21 protein-coding genes are annotated in these 18,198 nt (G+C 52.0%); all 21 read left to right on the forward strand.

Annotation, left to right across the window (positions count from 1 at the left end; translation table 11 throughout):
* The first annotated feature begins 94 nt into the window (after positions 1–94).
* The gene (locus tag RID21_RS09685) at positions 95–313 is read left to right on the forward strand and encodes a hypothetical protein (RefSeq protein ID WP_350188430.1); all 219 of its coding nucleotides are present in this window, start codon (positions 95–97) and stop codon (positions 311–313) included.
* Positions 313–2,091: a putative quorum-sensing-regulated virulence factor gene (locus RID21_RS09690; RefSeq protein WP_350188431.1), complete on the forward strand. Its 1,779-nt coding sequence runs from the start codon at positions 313–315 to the stop codon at positions 2,089–2,091. The genes RID21_RS09685 and RID21_RS09690 overlap by 1 nt, the downstream gene beginning before the upstream one ends.
* The gene (locus RID21_RS09695) at positions 2,088–2,954 is read left to right on the forward strand and encodes a phosphoadenosine phosphosulfate reductase domain-containing protein (RefSeq protein ID WP_350188432.1); all 867 of its coding nucleotides are present in this window, start codon (positions 2,088–2,090) and stop codon (positions 2,952–2,954) included. Before RID21_RS09690 ends, RID21_RS09695 begins: the two co-directional genes overlap by 4 nt.
* Positions 2,955–3,217: 263 nt before the next feature.
* Positions 3,218–3,973, forward strand: coding sequence for a bifunctional DNA primase/polymerase (locus RID21_RS09700; RefSeq protein ID WP_350188433.1), 756 nt, complete (start codon positions 3,218–3,220; stop codon positions 3,971–3,973).
* A 12-nt stretch (positions 3,974–3,985) separates the two neighbouring features.
* Positions 3,986–4,450 (forward strand): single-stranded DNA-binding protein, encoded by a 465-nt coding sequence (ssb, locus tag RID21_RS09705; protein WP_350188434.1) that lies wholly within the window; start codon positions 3,986–3,988, stop codon positions 4,448–4,450.
* Between the two features lie 16 nt (positions 4,451–4,466).
* Positions 4,467–4,820 carry a putative endonuclease domain-containing protein gene (locus tag RID21_RS09710; protein ID WP_350188435.1) on the forward strand — a complete coding sequence of 118 codons (354 nt, stop codon included), beginning with the start codon at positions 4,467–4,469 and terminating at the stop codon, positions 4,818–4,820.
* Positions 4,821–5,081: 261 nt separating this feature from the next.
* A complete protein-coding gene (locus RID21_RS09715; RefSeq protein ID WP_350188436.1) occupies positions 5,082–5,258 on the forward strand; it encodes a hypothetical protein in 177 nt (58 codons plus the stop codon).
* A gap of 4 nt (positions 5,259–5,262) precedes the next feature.
* Positions 5,263–5,424: a hypothetical protein gene (locus RID21_RS09720; protein ID WP_350188437.1), complete on the forward strand. Its 162-nt coding sequence runs from the start codon at positions 5,263–5,265 to the stop codon at positions 5,422–5,424.
* Between the two features lie 118 nt (positions 5,425–5,542).
* Positions 5,543–5,845 carry a hypothetical protein gene (locus tag RID21_RS09725; RefSeq protein WP_350188438.1) on the forward strand — a complete coding sequence of 101 codons (303 nt, stop codon included), beginning with the start codon at positions 5,543–5,545 and terminating at the stop codon, positions 5,843–5,845.
* Position 5,846: 1 nt separating this feature from the next.
* Positions 5,847–6,554: a hypothetical protein gene (locus RID21_RS09730; protein WP_350188439.1), complete on the forward strand. Its 708-nt coding sequence runs from the start codon at positions 5,847–5,849 to the stop codon at positions 6,552–6,554.
* An 8-nt stretch (positions 6,555–6,562) separates the two neighbouring features.
* Positions 6,563–7,315: a lipase family protein gene (locus RID21_RS09735; RefSeq protein WP_350188440.1), complete on the forward strand. Its 753-nt coding sequence runs from the start codon at positions 6,563–6,565 to the stop codon at positions 7,313–7,315.
* On the forward strand, positions 7,312–8,961 hold the full coding sequence (locus tag RID21_RS09740; protein ID WP_350188441.1) for a thioredoxin domain-containing protein: 1,650 nt from the start codon (positions 7,312–7,314) through the stop codon (positions 8,959–8,961). Before RID21_RS09735 ends, RID21_RS09740 begins: the two co-directional genes overlap by 4 nt.
* Positions 8,962–9,001: 40 nt before the next feature.
* Positions 9,002–9,640 (forward strand): hypothetical protein, encoded by a 639-nt coding sequence (locus RID21_RS09745; RefSeq protein WP_350188442.1) that lies wholly within the window; start codon positions 9,002–9,004, stop codon positions 9,638–9,640.
* Positions 9,641–9,752: 112 nt separating this feature from the next.
* Positions 9,753–11,882 (forward strand): terminase gpA endonuclease subunit, encoded by a 2,130-nt coding sequence (locus RID21_RS09750; RefSeq protein ID WP_350188443.1) that lies wholly within the window; start codon positions 9,753–9,755, stop codon positions 11,880–11,882.
* Between the two features lie 405 nt (positions 11,883–12,287).
* Positions 12,288–12,482, forward strand: coding sequence for a hypothetical protein (locus RID21_RS09755; protein WP_350188444.1), 195 nt, complete (start codon positions 12,288–12,290; stop codon positions 12,480–12,482).
* A 147-nt stretch (positions 12,483–12,629) separates the two neighbouring features.
* Positions 12,630–14,048 (forward strand): phage portal protein, encoded by a 1,419-nt coding sequence (locus RID21_RS09760; protein ID WP_350188445.1) that lies wholly within the window; start codon positions 12,630–12,632, stop codon positions 14,046–14,048.
* The gene (locus RID21_RS09765) at positions 13,975–16,146 is read left to right on the forward strand and encodes a phage major capsid protein (RefSeq protein ID WP_350188446.1); all 2,172 of its coding nucleotides are present in this window, start codon (positions 13,975–13,977) and stop codon (positions 16,144–16,146) included. The genes RID21_RS09760 and RID21_RS09765 overlap by 74 nt, the downstream gene beginning before the upstream one ends.
* An 81-nt stretch (positions 16,147–16,227) precedes the next feature.
* The gene (locus RID21_RS09770) at positions 16,228–16,893 is read left to right on the forward strand and encodes a DUF2190 family protein (RefSeq protein WP_350188447.1); all 666 of its coding nucleotides are present in this window, start codon (positions 16,228–16,230) and stop codon (positions 16,891–16,893) included.
* Positions 16,893–17,276, forward strand: a complete 384-nt coding sequence (locus RID21_RS09775) for a hypothetical protein (RefSeq protein WP_350188448.1) — start codon at positions 16,893–16,895, stop codon at positions 17,274–17,276. The genes RID21_RS09770 and RID21_RS09775 overlap by 1 nt, the downstream gene beginning before the upstream one ends.
* Positions 17,273–17,689 carry a hypothetical protein gene (locus tag RID21_RS09780; RefSeq protein ID WP_350188449.1) on the forward strand — a complete coding sequence of 139 codons (417 nt, stop codon included), beginning with the start codon at positions 17,273–17,275 and terminating at the stop codon, positions 17,687–17,689. Before RID21_RS09775 ends, RID21_RS09780 begins: the two co-directional genes overlap by 4 nt.
* A complete protein-coding gene (locus RID21_RS09785; RefSeq protein ID WP_350188450.1) occupies positions 17,686–18,198 on the forward strand; it encodes a hypothetical protein in 513 nt (170 codons plus the stop codon). Before RID21_RS09780 ends, RID21_RS09785 begins: the two co-directional genes overlap by 4 nt.

Below are 18,198 nucleotides of genomic sequence, written 5' to 3' on the forward strand. Positions count from 1 at the left end.
GCGCCACGCACTGAGATGTTCAGCAGGTGGAACCGCCCGGACTTGCGGGGCAGGAAACGGCCTGCCCCGCTTCAATCAAAAGGATTCTGGACCAGTGATACTCGAAAACACAGAACGGTTATTCATTCAGGCGTTTGATGCGATGGAAAATGATCGCAGAGACATATTTGTATCGACATTGCGGGATCTGGCAGACCTGGTCGAACAGGGATACCCGATTCCGAATCCGACCGGCAGTGAAATAAATCAGTTTCTATACGACTTTTATATTGACTGCGAAATTCACACGAACATCGACATTGGTGATTTTTGATGCAACAGTTCCTGTTTCAGAATGATCAACCAGAGCAGCCGCTGATTCAGAGTCAGCTGAAATTCACGCCCCGGGATTACCAGGCTGAGGCGATCGGGAATTTCTACGATCTGATCGACAACGGTTCCCCGGGCGCTATTGCACGTTGCTTTACCGGCGGCGGGAAAACGTTCATGGGGGCTCTGGGTGCTGAACGCTGGCTTCCCCGGTCTGACGATCATTATGTGATGGTGCTGGCTCATGAGCGACAACTGGTTAATCAGTTCCGTGATGAACTCCGTGAGTTTCTCGGAATCCCGGTCGGTCTGGAAATGGGGGATGATGGCAGTGTGGCCTTTGGGAGATATGACACGCCCCGAATCACGGTGGCCAGTCGGGCCACGCTGGCGGAAAAGGACGGTAAATCCCGGCTCTATAAATTCGACTGGCGAAAAAAATGGCTGATCATCGTGGATGAATGCCATCGCTACGCATATTCGCTCCCCTCCTGCAGGCACATTATTGACTGGTTCGAGCAGAACCCGGAAAGCAAACGACTGGGCTTGTCAGCGACTCCGGAGCGTGGAGACGGCATTTCACTGGGGCGGCTGTTTCCTGATGTGGCCCTGGATTACAAAATGTTCGGCAAGGACAAAAACGCCATCCGCGACGGGTGGTGTGTGCCCTTCGATCAGCGGTTCGTGAGCGTGGAAGGAGTCGACTTTCAGAACCTCAAAGAGGTCAACGGTGATTTCGATGTCCATGAACTGGATGAGGTGCTGAGGCAACGTGAGGCCCTGCTGTCGATGGTCAAGCCGACACTGGATCTGGTCGGTGATCGGCGGACCGTGATTTTCAATCCGACAAAGAAAATGGCACGGGCGATCGCTCACACCATCAACGAATTTAAACCGCATTCCGCACGGTACGTGGACGGGGAAGCCAGTGACGATCTGAGACAGAAGCGATTCAGCCAGCATCAAAGCGGTCAGTTTCAGTTCCTGTCGGTCTGCGGGCTCTGTCGTGAGGGGTACAACGATCCGGGAATCAAAGCGGTGGCTGTGTTCCGACCGACGAAAAGCCGATCCCTGGCGGAACAGATGAAGGGTCGGGGGTGCCGACCACTACGGGGTGTGGTGGATGGACCGGAGACCGCCGAGCAACGCCGGGCGGCGATTGCTGCGAGTGATAAGCCGAATTGCATGATTATCGATCTGGTGGGTGTGACAGGGCTGCCACCAGTGGCATCAACGGCACACCTGATCGCCAGTGGGAAGCCGGACGCCGTGATCAAGCGGGCCAATGAGAATGCCCAGAAAAACGACGGTCCGACCGACATGGAAGAGGAAATTGCCAAAGCGGAAAAACAGATCAACGAAGAGAACGAAGCCGCCCGCCTGCGACGTCTGGAACAGCAACGTCTGGAGCGTGAAGAGGCGGACCGCCTGTCCAGACTCAAGGGAGAGGTCAGGTATTCGACCAGCACGGTTGTGGATGGTCAGGGGGTCGCGAAACGGGAAGTCAAGGGGACAAAACAGGCGATACTCAAAATGCCTTTCGGGAAGTTCGAAGGCACACCCATCAAGGAACTGCCGGACTGGTATCTGTCCTGGGCAGCGGAGAAATGCGGAAACACGAACGTAGCCCGGGCCGCCCGGAATGAGGTCAGCCGCCGTGAGGGGAAAGTTCCCGCAACCGGTAAACAGATCGACGTACTGTCGAAATTTGGACTGGCCACAGACGGACTGAGTAAAGCCCAGGCGAACGAACTGATTAAAGACTGGGATTTAACAATATGAAACACGTTGTAGGGTTTTCAGGTGGTGTGGACAGTCAAGCGTGTCTGTGGTGGGCTCGCCAGCGGTTCGGTGATGATAACGTGATCGCGATGAATTCAGACGTGGGAGGTCATGAGCATCCAATCACCACGGAGTTCATCAAGCAATTCAGCGAGACCGTATTCCCAGTGGTTCAAGTTACGCCATTGGTACGGGATCTGGGAACACGTGGCACGAGGCCGGGAAAGACGCGGGATCGTCGTCAAGAGTTCAACGAAGATGATGTACTGTCGTTCGACAGACTCGCATATATCAAGCAGCGGTTCCCATCACGCAAGGCTCAATTCTGCACAGAACATTTGAAGCTGGCTCCTCAGCGCAGATGGTGTGATGAAAACCTGAGAGAAAACGATATTGAGTTTGAGCGGTATGCCGGTGTCCGTTGCGATGAATCAAACAAAAGGGCGGACACTCCAGATCGCACCTGGGATGACTATTTCAACTGCTGGATCAATTATCCGATTCGATGTTGGACCAAACAGGAATGTTTCTCTGTGCTCAAAAAGGCCGGTGAGGAAGTCAACCCCCTTTATCGAATGGGGTTTGGTCGTGTCGGCTGTGCCCCCTGTGTCAATGCTAGCAAGGGGGACGTTAGGGAGTGGTCTGCTCGCTTTCCGGAAATGATTGATAAGGTCCGGGACTGGGAAGAAAGCGTCGGAAAGACTTTCTTTATGCCTCTGGTTCCAGGAATGGAGATCAACTGGATTGACGACGTCGTGAAGTGGTCCAAGACAGCACATGGCGGCAAGCAGCCAATGTTGCCCCTGATCGAAGTCGAAGCCGATGCGGGAATGTGTAGCAGTAAATACGGACTTTGTGAATAACTAAAGATGCATTGTATAGCCCAGATAGGCAACCGGTTAAACGGCATGGCTACCGAGTACGTTGAGGCGTCGAAGGCCATGCGAACAAATCAGACACCCAGAGCCGTAAAGAATAACGGGGGATACCGTGGCGGGTGCAGAGGACTGATTGAGACGTGAGGAGCTCGGGAGACCGGGAAGGGATCACAAAGTGTGGTTGGTGCAGCGTCTATAAACAAGAGCCGGCATATGGAGCTATTGCGCACTGATGAAAGGGTGAAACATTGAACCATCGAGAAAGAGTGATTTCCCAGGCTGTTAAATATGCAGCTCACTTTGGTCTGGCTGTCCTGCCGTTGAGCAGTTCCAAAAAGCCGCCGAGTAATTATTCCTGGGAGCCACTTCAACAACGTCGGATGACAGTTCCAGAGATTACGAGTTGCCCAGTGTGGGAAAACGTCGGAATCGTAACAGGCGAAGTCAGCGGAGTGGCGGTAGTGGATTGTGACACCATGGAGGCGGCTAACCAGTTTTGGCAAAAGCGTCCGACTCCTGTGGTGGTTCAGACGCCGAAAGGCTTTCATTTCTTCTATCGCCATCCTGGCCAGCCTGTGAAAACTTGTCAGGCGGACGGTTTTGATATTCGGGGCGATGGTGGTTACGTGGTCGCGCCTCCTTCGGTGGTGGCTGGAAAAACATATTCATTCGACCGGGGGGCCGATGAACTGTTCCCCGAGAAACTGCCGTTGTTTGATCTGAACTGGATCCCGCAACCGAAAACCGAAACCGGTTCACCGGCTGTGGATCGGCGGGTCAAAGATGGCGAAGCCTACATTTCAAAGATTTTCGCTATTGAAGGTCAGCAGGCACACAACAGCACATTCCGTGCTGTCAACCGGCTGAAAGATTCAGGGATGAGCGAACTGGAAGCATGGATGGTGCTGGTTCGATGGAACCAGACGAACTGCTTTGGCAAAGACGGCAGGCCGTACCCATGGTCTGACAAAGAACTGTTACACAAACTCAAATCTGTTTATTGAAAGGCATCTATTGTGGCGAGTTTCAACAAAGTAATTTTAGTCGGCAATCTGACCCGGGACCCTCAAGTCAGATACACACCAGGCGGATCGGCGGTCGCTGAAATCGGTCTGGCGGTGAATCGAAAGTGGTTCAACAAGAACACGAATCAGCAGCAGGAGGAAGTCACATTCGTAGATATCACGCTGTGGGGGCGGACTGCTGAGGTTGCTCAGGAATACCTGACCAAAGGACGGTCAGTGCTGATTGAGGGGCGTCTGCAGCTGGATCAGTGGGACGACAAAGAGACCGGCCAGAAACGCTCCAAGCTCAAGGTGGTTGGGGAAAACATGACCATGCTGGGCGGTGGTGGCGGTCAGCAGCAGGGGCAGCAGCAATACAATCAGGGCTATCAACAGCCGGCTGGGAACTACCAGGACAACGTTTCCAATGATGGATTCATGGACTGGAACAACGGCGGCGGAAACGACGCATTCTGAAAGGCGGTGAACCGCGATGGCTAAAAAGAAGCAACCAGATCAAGAAGCCATCTTCCTGGGAATCTGGCGGGACGTAACCCAGTTACCACCGCCAGAGCGGGAGATTCAATTCCATCCCACGCGGAAATGGCGTTTTGATTTCGTCTGGCCAGAACAACGCGTCGCGGTGGAGATCCACGGCGGGACATTCATGAAGGGCAGGACCGGTCACACCTCGGGGGTGGGCGTTCAACGGGACTGCGAAAAAAGCAATGCAGCAACGATGCTCGGATGGCGGGTGCTGCACTTCACAACTCAGGACCTGAGACAGCGACCGGTTCAGTGTTGTGAGGATGTGATATCACTTTTGAATTGGAAATTTTCTCGATGATGGATCAACAGGTTGACCTGAAAAAAATACCTTCATCTGCAGTCGGGTTCGATAAGCCTTATTGCTTCAAACATAATCAGGATTTCCGAGTGGAAAAAGTGACACGAAGCTATGATTTTGATCGATGTCGACTTACTGTAACTCGATACTGCATCTGTAAAAAATGTCAGGCAGATGGAGAGAAGAACTTTCGAAAATTGGTGAATTCCAAAGACTTTGATTTATAATTCCGGTTTCAAACCGCACCAGAAAGGCCGTACTATGCCATTAAGCCACTTTGATCACGAACGCCTGGTTAAACTGAAGGACAATGTCCGGGGGCTTCACGACGACGAGGAAGCTGATATCAGATTCCTGGCTGAATGCATCTGGAAAATCAATCTCTACCTGCAGCAGCGGGAAGACTACGAAGCCGAACAGGCAGAACAGGGGGAATGAGATTATGAGCTGGTCCCCAGAACTTATCGAATCGGAAAAACGATTTCGCGATGCTTTTGAAAGGGCAGAACGGATACTGCAAAAGGCGATTGCCTCGAAAAGCCCGGAAGAACGCAAAGAGCATAACCAGCGAATGCAGCGTTTGAAATTGATTTGGCCAAGATAAAACTTTTCGAGTTGTTCCTATACGTAGGAACCGACACGCTCTTTAAACCAACATCCTGAGATACCATTCACACCTGTCAAACGGCAGGTGTTTTTTTATTGGTGCATCGGATGTGGGCATGATTGATTTCTTTCAACCGGACAATTTCCAGACCCTCTCCCAGTTCGTGATGTGGACGGTGGGCGGAACCTGCTTACTTGTGTCCGGTCTGGCTTCATGGACTCTGATCTACATCATCAACATCGCCGGAAATATGGCCGAGACCAAAGCGTCCTGTCAGCTGATCGCCGCCAGCCTGTCTGAGTTCAAGCAGGAGAACGAACAGGATCATCTGGCCTTACATGGCCGTATCACCAAAGTCGAAGAGGTCAACCACGATCAGGGGTTGGCGATTCACAGTTTACAGAAGGGGAGTTGCTGAGATGTGGAATGAGATCAGATCGAACTGGGTGCAATGGATCGTTGTGGTATTGCTTGGTGTGGCGGTAGTGCAGGCGCTGCGATGTAACAAGGAAATATCCGAACTGAAGACGGATTTGCAATCTGAATTAAAGCAGGCCCATCAGGATACGCGACCGCTGATCGACATTGAGAAACCGGTTCAGCAGTTTCTCAGTCAGATTGCCAAGGTTAATCAGGCGAAGCCGAAACAGGTTGATTCCAGGCCAGTTTCCGAAGCGGTCACCATGGCCATGTATCAAAGTAAGCGGGAAATGGAGGAGATGCGAAAGCTGATTTCCGGGCTGGCTCACCAGGTGCAGACGATGCAATTTCGATCTGCCGGGAAAACGACGCCCGTGGATCGCAGTGGTAACACTGAGGAAGCTCTGAACGACATCTATGCCGATGTCAACCCGCCGGAACTGCCAGACCCGATGGTCAAAGCACTGGCCCGCAATCCCGGTTCCCGCATCGTGGCGGATCCGGACACCGGGGAATACATCCCCGAAGTGACTGCCTGGAGGGAAACCAGCTGGGGTGGTGGAAAGCAGCTTCACCTGATGCGTCACCGAGGCAAGCTCCACGGTCAGACGGTTCTGTATCGTTCCCGCATTAAACAGCAGCAGGAGCAACAGCAGCCCGCTAAGGAAGAGGAACCAGCGTTCAATCTGAACCTGGGCAATAACTGAGGTGCAGCATGGCCTACTCTCCCGCACTCGCTCTGACTTGCGCAGAATACTCAGCAAAGGTCTATCTGGAACCTGACCAGCACGTCCTGGCTGATAGCAACCAGGCGTTTATTTCTCGGTTCGGAACTCAGGTCTGGCTGATCAATGCAGCTGAGGCTGTCTATGTCATTTTTCGGGGCACCTCTGATGAGGACTTTTTCACTGACCTGAAATTCCGGAAAACCGAAACCGACTTCGGGCGAGTGCATAGGGGCTTTCATGACTATGTGATGTTGGCTCAATGGGAGGTCATTCAGCAGTTGCTGCAGTGGGTTCCGCGGATGGATAAACCAGTCATTCTGACGGGGCATTCTCTGGGGGCAGCAGCAGCTGTGATCGAAGCCTGCTATCTGAATGAGCTGGGCTTCGATATCGCAGGTATTTACACATTCGGGGAACCGCGGATCGGCAACGGCCGGTTCGCGAGATTCGTTGACGATGCATTCGACGGGAAACACTTCCGGCATGTCAACGGTCTTGATGGCGTTCCGATGATTCCCCCACTTCATTGGGGCTTTCGGCATTGCGGACAACGGTTCTACTTTTCGACCTATAAACAGCAGTTGATCCGCAATGCCCCGCTCTGTCAGGTCATGCTTGAACGTCTGCCAATTCTAATCAAAAGGCCCTGGAAATGGGGCACATACAAAATCATTGATCACGCTGTCGCTGGCTATGTGGGCGCGTGCGAACGAAACCTGGAAACTGTGAGGGAAAAATGAAACGATTCATTCTGTTAATTCCGTTGTTGCTGTGTGCGACCGCTCTGCAGGCTGCTGAGTATCGTACTCCGAATTTTACCGTTTACTGCTCTGACTCTGACCTGGCACAACAGATCGGCGATACCGCCGAACACTTCCGGAAGCAGCATGCCCAGGAATGGCTGGGAACTGAATTGCCGAAATGGTATTTACCTTGCCCAGTCCACGTGAAATTCGGTCAAATCTCTTCTGGTGGTGCAACCAGCTTCACCTTCGACAGGGGAGAGGTCACAGGCTGGAAAATGGACATCTACGGCACTCCGGATCGTCTATTGGATTCCGTTGTCCCGCATGAGGTATTGCACACGATTTTTGCTTGTCGATACAGACGCGCACTCCCCAGATGGGCGGATGAAGGGGCAGCGACCTATACCGAGTCTGAAGCTGAGCAGAAACAGTATCGTGATGCAGGGCTCCAGGTGGTGGGAACGCAGGAGCATATCCCGCTTTCAAATCTGCTGTCAGCGACTGAGTATCCCGCGGATGGTCGGAAGGTCTTTGTGTTCTACGGTCAGGCTTTTGTCCTGGCCGAATATCTGCTGGATTTGAAAGGCTGTCCTGAATACGTTTCGTTCCTGGATACCTACTTCAAAACAGGCAGCTGGGAGGCTGCTTTCGAGAAGCACTATGGGCAGAACCCCGGGGAAGCCTACACCGGGGCGATTACGGCGAATAAGCCGCCCAGCACACCAGTGGACTACGACACATATCACATTGACATCTTCGTCCAGTCTGACTGTCCACCCTGTGAGAAGTTCAAAACAGAGCAACTACCAGCCCTGATGAAAGCCAAAAATCTGAAGGTCCGTATTTACGACATGGACAAGGATTACACCTGGGAACGTGCGAAGCAGGACGGGATCACCGGGACGCCGGCATTTATCGTTTACCGCAATGAGAGACGACAGGCTGTTCTTCAGGGCTTCCGTACTGCTGAAGAGTTGCTGGCGAAATGTAAGGGAGCCAAAACGGTGAAGGCTGCTCAGGGTATCGGGATCGGGTATTTCGGTCCAGTCGGTGGGGCTCGTAATGATAACCGGGCGAACCCGCATCAGGATTTCAGTCCAGCCCAACGGCAACTGTTGAATGACATGATTGACCAGCGGTCTCAGCTTGCGATCAATCAGACGATCACTGACCGCATGGGCGATTTAACAGGACTGATGAAATCGGAAATCAAATCCTTTGCCCTGGAAGTTCAGGCGAAACTGACCGACGAACAGAAAGCTCTGATCAATGCGACCGACGAGCAGAAATCAATTATCGCAGGATTCAAAGGTCAGATTGAAGCAGTGGAAGCAGAGAAGACTGCGTTCATCGAGAAGCATGCAGCCGCTCTGGAAGAGCAGAAGAAACAGGCTGAGGCATTGGCAGCGGAAGTCAAAGCGGCAAAGGACGCTGCAGCGGATGCCCAGACAGAAAGCCTAAGTCTGAAAGAGAAGCTGGCGAACCTTGCTAAGGATGGCGTGAAAACAGCTGCTTCCGGTTTCATTGGATCTGCAATGGGTGGAACGACTCCGCCCGCTCTGGCCATGACTCTGATCGGCGGGATTGCAACGTTTCTCTGGAATCGTCGCAAGAAGGATGAGCTGGCCAAGAAGGCCTGAGTTGTTTCAGTTGTCCGGTTGTTTTTTAGTAGGTGAGTTGATGGAACAAAACTTAAATGAACAGCAGATTAAATGTCCTAAATGTCTTGGTGTTTGGTTTATCAGATCCGATCAGGCAGTAGCTGTTTGTAGGTATGGTAAGTGCGCTTGCTGTCTGGTCGATGATAAAGACGAATTCGACCCCAGCCAATTACGCGTGTTCGACCTAAAAAAGGGAGTGACCACCAGAGCAAAGGCGGAAGCGGATCAGATTGCCGAGATGAAAGACAATCCAGTGTGGACAGCGGATGATGACCTGGACGCGTGCGGTGGTGGTGAAACCGGTGAAGTCTGCAGGATTGATGATGTCGTCGATAGTAATCCCGATGAATACCAGGTGGTCTATATAACGCCATGGGGCGATGAACTGGAAGCAACGGTTATTGACAAGGTCAGAATGAACCCGGGCTATTTCGAGCTGCTGTGCCCTGAAATCTCAGAAAAACCGTTCATTTGCTGCAAGTCGGATATTAAGTCAGCGAGAAAGGTAACACTGGAACCTGGTGACCGTGTAGATATTCCCGGTGACAGCCTGTCATGGTTCGATCAGTGCGTGCAATTCATACCACTTACGCTGATTGCGTCACTATGTAGCTTTGCCGCTGGAGCCGCCTGGTATCGCTGGATGGAGCGTCTATAGGCGGTGCCGCGGGTCCTTCCTGAAGGTGAAAATGAATATTCATAGCGGCGGGAACTACCGGTATTTGAGGTATCTTTACTTACGCACGTGTGGCAGATCGAATGGTTGTTAGATGGTCTCACAGAATGTCAGTTATGCGGACCGGGAAGCCGAACGGGTCCGAAAGTTCCAGGCAGCTCAACGTGCCCATTCTCAGGATGTCTATTCTCAGTTCGGTGAAATCCTTGATGCTGGCCCGCTGGAGCCCGAGCGACGGGAACGCACATCAAAGAGCCTGGCTTATACATGCGAGACTTACGGTGGCAAAGCTTTCAATCTGAAGTGGTCACCGAACCACATTAAGGCGATCGACCGGATTGAATCGGCTGTCTTCCATCGTCTGGGTTTCGCTTTCGCCATGCCCCGCGGAACCGGTAAAACGACACTTGCCCGTTGGGGTGTTCTCTGGGCGATTATCAATGGATGGACGGAATATGCTGTTCTGATCGGTGCATCGCAGAAATCTGGTGACCGTTTAATCAAGAACCTGAAATCCACACTCCGGTTCAATCAATTGCTCTGGGAGGACTTCCCAGAAATCTGTGTTCCGATCCGGCATATCAAAGGCGAGGCCAGACGCTCTACAGGCCAGAAGTTCAAAGGCGACCCCACTATGATTGAGTGGGGCAAGTCTCAGATCGTCCTGCCTGACATTGATGTCCCCTATGCTAAGGCGCGATGCTCAATTATCGATGTAACTGGTATTGAAGGGGAAATCCGTGGTCGCCAGTTTGAACGGCCGGACGGTTCAATCATCCGCCCCACACTCGCCCTGCTGGACGATCCGCAAACGCGCGAGTCTGCTAAGTCTCTCACTCAGAGCAAAGACCGTGAGGACATTATCACCGCTGATGTCACCTACCTGGCTGGACCGGGTAAGAAAACAGGAATCGTGATTCCCTGTACCAAGATTAAGGAAGGCGACCTGGCATGCCGCCTGCTCGATCGCGAGAAACATCCTGAGTTCCGCGGCGAAGTAACACGGATGCTGGAATCGTTCCCTGAAAATATGCACCTCTGGGAAGAGTATCGCGAGATCCAGGTGGAAAGCCTGATGAATGGCGGGGACGGAAAAGAGGCGACCGAGTTCTATCGTCAGAATCGTGAAGAAATGGACCAGGGGGCGGAGTCTACCTGGCCGGAACGCTTCGACGAACTGGAAGGTGAAATCTCAGCCATTCAAAACGCGATGAATAATTTCCTCAAAGATGAGGACGCGTTCTATGCTGAGTTCCAGAATGATCCTCGTGACGGTCAGGACCAGAGTGTCACCAAGCTGGATCCAGATGAACTGGGACACCGGATGATCGGGCTGAAACGCTATGTGGTTCCTGCTGACACTTCGCACATCACCGCATTTATTGATGTCAGTAAAAAAGTCCTGTGGTATGTCGTTTGTGCCTGGAAAGATGATTTCACCGGAGCGGTAATCGATTACGGTGTCTGGCCAGACCAGAAGACCAGGTATGTCACGCTGGACTCAGCCCGCATTACTATGCTGATGAAAAAACCGGGGACAGGTCTTGAGGCTGCCCTGCTGAATGGACTGGAGAATCTGACCAACGAAATCGTACAACGGGAATGGAAATCTGAAATCGGCGGTATCCATCGTGTCAGCCGGCTGATGATCGATGAAGGATGGGAGCAGCGGGTAGTCCATGAATTCTGCCGGCGTTCGGATCACTCTTCGCTACTGCTCCCCAGCAAGGGGATCGGCATCAAGGCCAACGAACTGAACGATCCCAGTAAGCGTCCGAAGCCTGGCGAAAAACGCGGGGATCACTGGAGGATCAATCCCAACAAACGATCGATCAGATCCATGGTCTTTGATTCAGACTGGTGGAAAACATTTGTTGCTAACCGGTTCAGTGTGGAAAAGAACGATTCAGGTGCCCTGACCATCTATCAGGAGAAGAATGCATTTTCGAGACACAGGATGCTGCTCGAGCAGTTGACTGCAGAATATGGCTCTGAGGTTACCTACGAATCACAGGGAGTCACCCGGACTCATTGGAGTCTGCAGGTCGGATTATTTGACAACCACTTATGGGACTGTGTTATCGGATGCGCTGTAGGGGCTTCGGAGCAGGGGGCGGTCTTGAAAGGAATGACTCCTGTTTCAAGTGGTAAAAAGAAAAAGGAACGCTCCGGGAAATCGATGTCTGAACGACAGCGGGAAAGGAGGGCGAAGCGTGGAATGTGAACAGACTCTCAAAGAAAATGAGCATGGAATTCCCTGCCCAGATTGTGGCTGTTGTCGGAGTGAAATTTATAAAACACGCAGGGTCATGAAGAAGGTCAGGCGTACAAGAATTTGTCAGCATTGCGGTCGAAAATACTACACGACTGAGTCAATTCCAGAGTGAGGGTCATATATGGCCGTTTCTCATTTTAAAGTTAAATTTTTCCTGAAACCTGTATTGTTCAGAACTGTCAGGAATTAATAATAAGACCAACAACCGGACAACGGGCGACACTCACGACTGATCATCGTGAGTGAGACCAGCTGATAGTCAAGGCCATGCGGGGCCGCAATCCCCGCGTGGCCTTTTTTCATTGGCTCGCCCTAGTCTGGTTTTTTTATTGGATCGTTCTTTGGAGTGAATCAATGGCAGATTTGTCAGAGCAGATTGAACAGTCAGCACAGCAACCCAAAAGCGGGACTGTTGACGGTCAGACATTCACTCAGCATTCACTCAAAGAGCAGATTGAAGCGGATAAGTATTTGGAATCAAAGAAAGCTGCCAAGGGTAAAACCCGGGGGCTGGCTTTCGTTCAGCTTCGGCATCCAGGGGCTCAGTAATTGGTCACATCTGCAATAGTTGATCATCACGGGAATCCGATCAGCTCGCCTACGCAGCGACCCAGGAGACGTCTGCGCAATAACGCGATCGCAGTAAATGCCAGGTACGATGCCGCCGAAACCACGGTTCACAATCAAAAGCACTGGGTGAACGCAGATGGTTTGAGCGTACATGAGGCGACAAACCCTAATGTGCGGCGGACATTGAGAAACCGCGCACGCTATGAAGTGCTGGAGGCGAATTCTTACGCAAAGGGCATCGTCCGTACCTATGCGAATGATACGATCGGAACCGGTCCTCGTTTGCAGATCCGGACAGGGAATTTAAAGGTTGATGCCTGGCTGGAAAAAGAGTTCCACAAATGGAGTCGACGCGTCAAGCTGGCCAGGAAGCTTCACACCATCAAGATGTCAAAAGTCATTGACGGTGAAGGTTTCGGAATGCTGGTCACCAACCCTGGGGTGAAGCATGCGGTGAAGTTGGCACTCAGCCCCCTGGGTGCCGAGCAGGTTACTTCTCCAGACTACAATTACAACTTGAACGAAAAAGACTCGGTCGACGGGATCCACTTCGACGAATACGACAATCCGGTTCGGTATGACGTTGTCAAAGACAATGTACTCAGTCGGTCTGCAGTCACCAGCACACTGGATTATGAGTCGATTCCTGCCCGTTACATCGTTCATCTGTTTGATGAAGAACGCTCTGGTCAGAAGCGTGGTGTCTGTGAAATCGCTACATCATTACCGCTGTTTGCCCACTTGAGACGGTACACACTGGCGGTCGTTTCAGCTGCAGAGACTGCTGCCGATCTCTCTGGGGTCGCGACAAGCACTGGCCCCAACGTGAATCCCGATGAAGATGTCGAACCGATGGATATTATCGACATCGAACGGAATATGCTGCTGTTCTTGCCTGAAGGCTACGACATGCGGCAATTCAAACCAGAACAGCCAGTCACAAATTATGGCATCTTCAAGGATGCAATCATCAATGAGATTGCCCGTTGTATCAACATGCCGTTCAACATCGCTGCCAGTAATTCGTCTGATTACAACTATGCGTCTGGCCGAATGGACCATCAAACGTATTACAAATCTCTTCGAATCGAGATCAACCGAGTGGAAGAGTCGGTGATGGATCCGGTGCTGGAAGAATGGATGATCGAAGCGTCCATGGCCTGGGGTGAAGATCCCTACTGGTCTGACACGGTTCAAGATGCGGAACTTCGGAACGACATCACCACATTCTTCGCTACGTATCAATCCCTTGATTACCTGGAAGATTATGGCTGGAACTGGGACGGAACCGAACACGTTGATCCACAAAAAGCAGCCAATGCCCAGAAGACGAAACTGGAAAACAAAACCACAACCTACAAGGCCGAATACGCCAAAGAAAATAAAGACTGGCGTGTCGAGCTGACACAGGTTGCGGAAGAGCAGGCGTTTATACGCGACAACAAAATCAACACTGAAGGGGTGATGGATCATGGTAAAGCGTCAACAGAAGCTGAAACGACGGAAGAATCGGATGATGAAGAAGATTCAGACCAGGAAGAGTGAGTTTCAGATTCGGGCGTCTGTAGCAGCTTCACTGAAAGACTTCTATATCGAAGCTGCTGAGGATGATCGGCCTGTTATCAATCCGACAGAAGACCCGGCAAAGTCACCGACATTTGAGATGAAATGTTATGGCGGTGGGAAACTCATGCTGGCTGGAATCAAGTATCCAGTTGTGGTTGACCTGAAGGGGTTACAGGTCACAGCCAAATCGCGTCCTGTGCTGCGGGAACACCAGACAGAACGAAACATCGGACACACTACTGAGATTCGGAACAACTATCGAACTCTGGAAGCATCCGGAGTGATCTCGGTCGACAACGCTGATTCAAAAGAAGTTGTTGACGCCAGCAAAAAAGGTTTCCCCTGGCAGGTCTCCATTGGTGCCAAAGCACTGAAAGTGGAGATGGTTCCCAAGGGGCGGACGGTCACCGTCAACGGGCAGACGTTTAGCGGACCCGTGCTTGTTGCACGCCAGTCGCAATTAAAGGAGCTCTCATTCGTGACCCTCGGTTCGGATGATGACACAGAAGTAAGACTTGCGGCATCGGCCGCTAAATCCAAAGGAGTTTCTCAAATGAATGAGTTTGAAAAATGGATTCTGGCCACATTTGGTGAGGATCATGATTTGTCTGATGGTCAGCTGAAAGATCTGCAGGCCACGTTTGATGATGCTCAGAAAGCATTGAAAACGGACACAGATAAAAAGAAATCCTCAGACGATGATGATGCAGATCCCGCTGTTTTGCTGAAGGCAAAGACTGAAGAATATCTGGAAAGCATCCGCGCTAGTTCGGTCGCTGAAATGGAGCGAATCTCTGGAATCAACGAACTCTGTGAAGGGCATGCTGATATTGCCGCCCAGGCGATCAAAGATAACTGGTCTCTGGAGAAAACTGAAATCACCATGTTACGGGCATCGCGTCCGAAACCGCGTAAATCTGGTGCCGCCGATGCTCCCGCACAGGGACTCGTGATTGAAGCTGCACTGGCAATGAATAACGGTTTCCTTACGGAGAACGAAGCTGGCGAGCAGTTTGACGAGCGGACAATGAATGCCGCTGTTGATGTCTTGCGTGATGTCAGCCTGCGTTCACTGATGGTGGAAGTGATCGAAGCCAGCGGTGGTCACGCCGGTAATGGACGTGTGACAGATGGGATGATTGAGGCTGCTCTGAAAGCTGACATGATGATCCGGGCGGCTGGTACTTCGACACTGTCTCTCTCTGGCGTTTTGGGGAACCTGGCCAACAAGCATCTGCTCAAAGCGTACAACTCCGTACTCAGTGTGGTTGAAAAGTTCTGCAATCAGACTGACCACATGGACTTCAAGGTCCATACCAGACATCGCGTGACTGCAGATGGTGAACTGGTTGCCCTGGGAAAAAATGGTGAAATCGAGCATGGCAGTATGTCGGAAGAGACTTACACCAATAAGCTCGAAACCAAGGCAAGAATGATCACGCTGACCCGAGAAGACATGATCAATGATGATCTGGGGGTGTTTAAGTCTCTTGTCTGGATCTTTGGCCGCGGTGGTTCCAACGCACTCCAGCGGGCCGTTTACACGCTCCTGCTGGGGAATGCAGGGAACTTCTTTCACACCGATAATGACAACCTTCTGACAGGGGCTGGTTCTGCACTCAGCATTGAGGCACTAACCGCAGCCGAAGCGTTATTCCTGGATCAGACTGATTCAAACGGTCTGCCAATCGGAATTACACCAGAAATTCTGTTATGTCCTAACGCCCTGAAGGTGACCGCAGAGTCTATTTATAAAGAGACCAAGGTCAACGAAACGACTACTGCAAATAAACCGAAAACGGTTGATAACCCGCATGCCGGTAAATTCGAGCCCGTTCCCACATCCTGGTTGAGTAATGCGACGATCCCCAACGCCAGCTCTAAGAAATGGTTTCTGTTTGGAAACCCGGACAGCGCTCCAGCGATCCAGATTGCCTACTTGCAGGGTAAGCGACGTCCGACTGTTGAAGGTGGTCAGAGTGATTTCAGCACCCTGGGGATGGGATGGCGCAGCTTCTGGGACTTCGGCGTTGCGTTCGTGGATCCGAAGGCAGCTGAACGTAATGACGGCGAATAATCTCGCCTGAAAATCAGACCGGACTCTGTCCGGATAACTATATAGATCAGATTTTTCAATTCTTGTTTTGAGGTAAATATCATGGGAAGTTACTCAACAGAGGGGCGCTATGTTAAATACACGCCCTCTGAAGCAACTCCTGCCGGCACCGAGGTGCTCGTGGGAAAGCGGTTCGGGTTTGTCCCCTCCGATCTGGCAGCAAACCAGAGAGGATCGATCGACACGGAAGGCGTCTGGAAGGTCACCAAGGTGGCTGGCGCTGCGACTGTTGATGGCGAACTCGCTTACCGCCTGAATGATGGGTCCGGATGGCAGATGTCAGCCGCTGGAGCGACACCATACGGTAAGTTTGTGGGAGATCAGGAATCAGCAGATACGACTTGCAAAGTGGAACTGATTCCCTCTCTCACAAGTGGTGGCACCAAAACCATTACCGAAGACACAACGCTGACGGCCGCCGATTCCGGTAAGACGATTTCGTCAGTCGGTGCTGCCGGTGCTGTTGTCGCTACCTTGCCGGCTGCCGTGCCTGGTCTGGAGTTTGACTTCTATGTCGGAGCTGCCCAGATGCTGCGACCGAAGGCTGCCGGTACTGATGTGATCGGTCTCCCCTCTACCGGGGTTGCTGGTTCTGCGGGAGAGTACATCGAAGCGAATGCGGTCGGCGAGACCGTCCGGCTGAAATGTATGGTGGCGGGAGTCTGGTCTCCCCTGGGTTACTCAGGCACCTGGGCACATCAGACGTAATGGCAAACATGATGAAATGGGCGGCGCAGTGGGTAGCTGACCAGGCAAAGGCTCACACGTCGGAATCTGTCAGGTACTACCGCGACGCCCAGTTCGTCGACATTGCTGCATCGATTGGACAGACAGACCAGGACTATCAGGAAGTCGATGGTGTGACTGTCACCATCATCCGGGCTGACTGGGTGTTTGATACCGCTGATCTGATTCTGGGTGGTTCTGTCACTCTCCCGGAAGTCGGGGATCTGATCAAACACACGATCGGAACAAAAACGTTTACCTACAAAGTGCTGCCGATGGAGGGCGAGGAAAAGCACTGGCGATACACCGAACATCATACGAAATCGAGAATCCGAGCTCATACGAAACTGGTGAATGAATCATGACTGTTGACGACATCGCCGCCGCGATCCTGGCTGACCTGTTGGTCAATTACAACGAGGATCTGCCCACAACCGTGGATTACGTCCTGGATGAGGCACTGGAAAACGTAACTGCGTTGAAAGTCCACATCATGCCGCGGGATGAGGAATCCACTGTTGAGAATCGCAGGTCTAACGATGTCACATTTACAGTCGACCTGGCAGTGATTCAACCGGCCATCGCTTCGCTCACCTCGGATCAGATTAAGGAACTGCAGCGGGAACCGCGGAACATCCGGGATTTCCTCGACCGTAGGAAACAGGCCGGGGCCAGCTGGAAACGCAACACGCTGACCACCACTTACAGTTATGACGCACTGAAAAAGACCAGGCTGCTGGTCAGCACAATCCGGTGCGAATACAGGACACTTCAATGAACGAACCAATAGCAGGCTACAAGGTGACGAACTCCATTTTTCAGAGCGATAAGGTTCTGAAGAAGTCGGAGAGAGTCCGCCGCCGCTTCGCTTATTGGGCCGGTGGTCTGGTTCGAAAAATCATCAAGCGGAAGCTCAAAGTAGCCCGCATGAAGTACATCAGTGAATTGACTGATAAAGAGAAAGAAATTCTCGAGATCCGGAAGGAGATCGCAAAACGGAAGGGGCTCCCCAAGCCGAAGCGCCCGAAGAAACCTTCCGATCCTGGTGAGCCACCCCGATTAACTCACAAAGACTCGCCATTGAAGTACCTGGTGTTTTTTGCTGTGACCAAAGACAGCAATACGGTCATTGGTCCAGAACGGGCGAAATCGGGAATTGCGGACGTACTCGAATACGGCGGAGTGTCGAACGGGAAAAACATCGAAGCAAGGCCACTGGCGAGACCGTCTCTCGCTGATGCCGCGCCTCAGCTTGATGATTATTGGAAAGACAAAATAGGAGTTTGA

The organism is Gimesia sp. (assembly GCF_040219335.1).
Taxonomy (GTDB): domain Bacteria; phylum Planctomycetota; class Planctomycetia; order Planctomycetales; family Planctomycetaceae; genus Gimesia.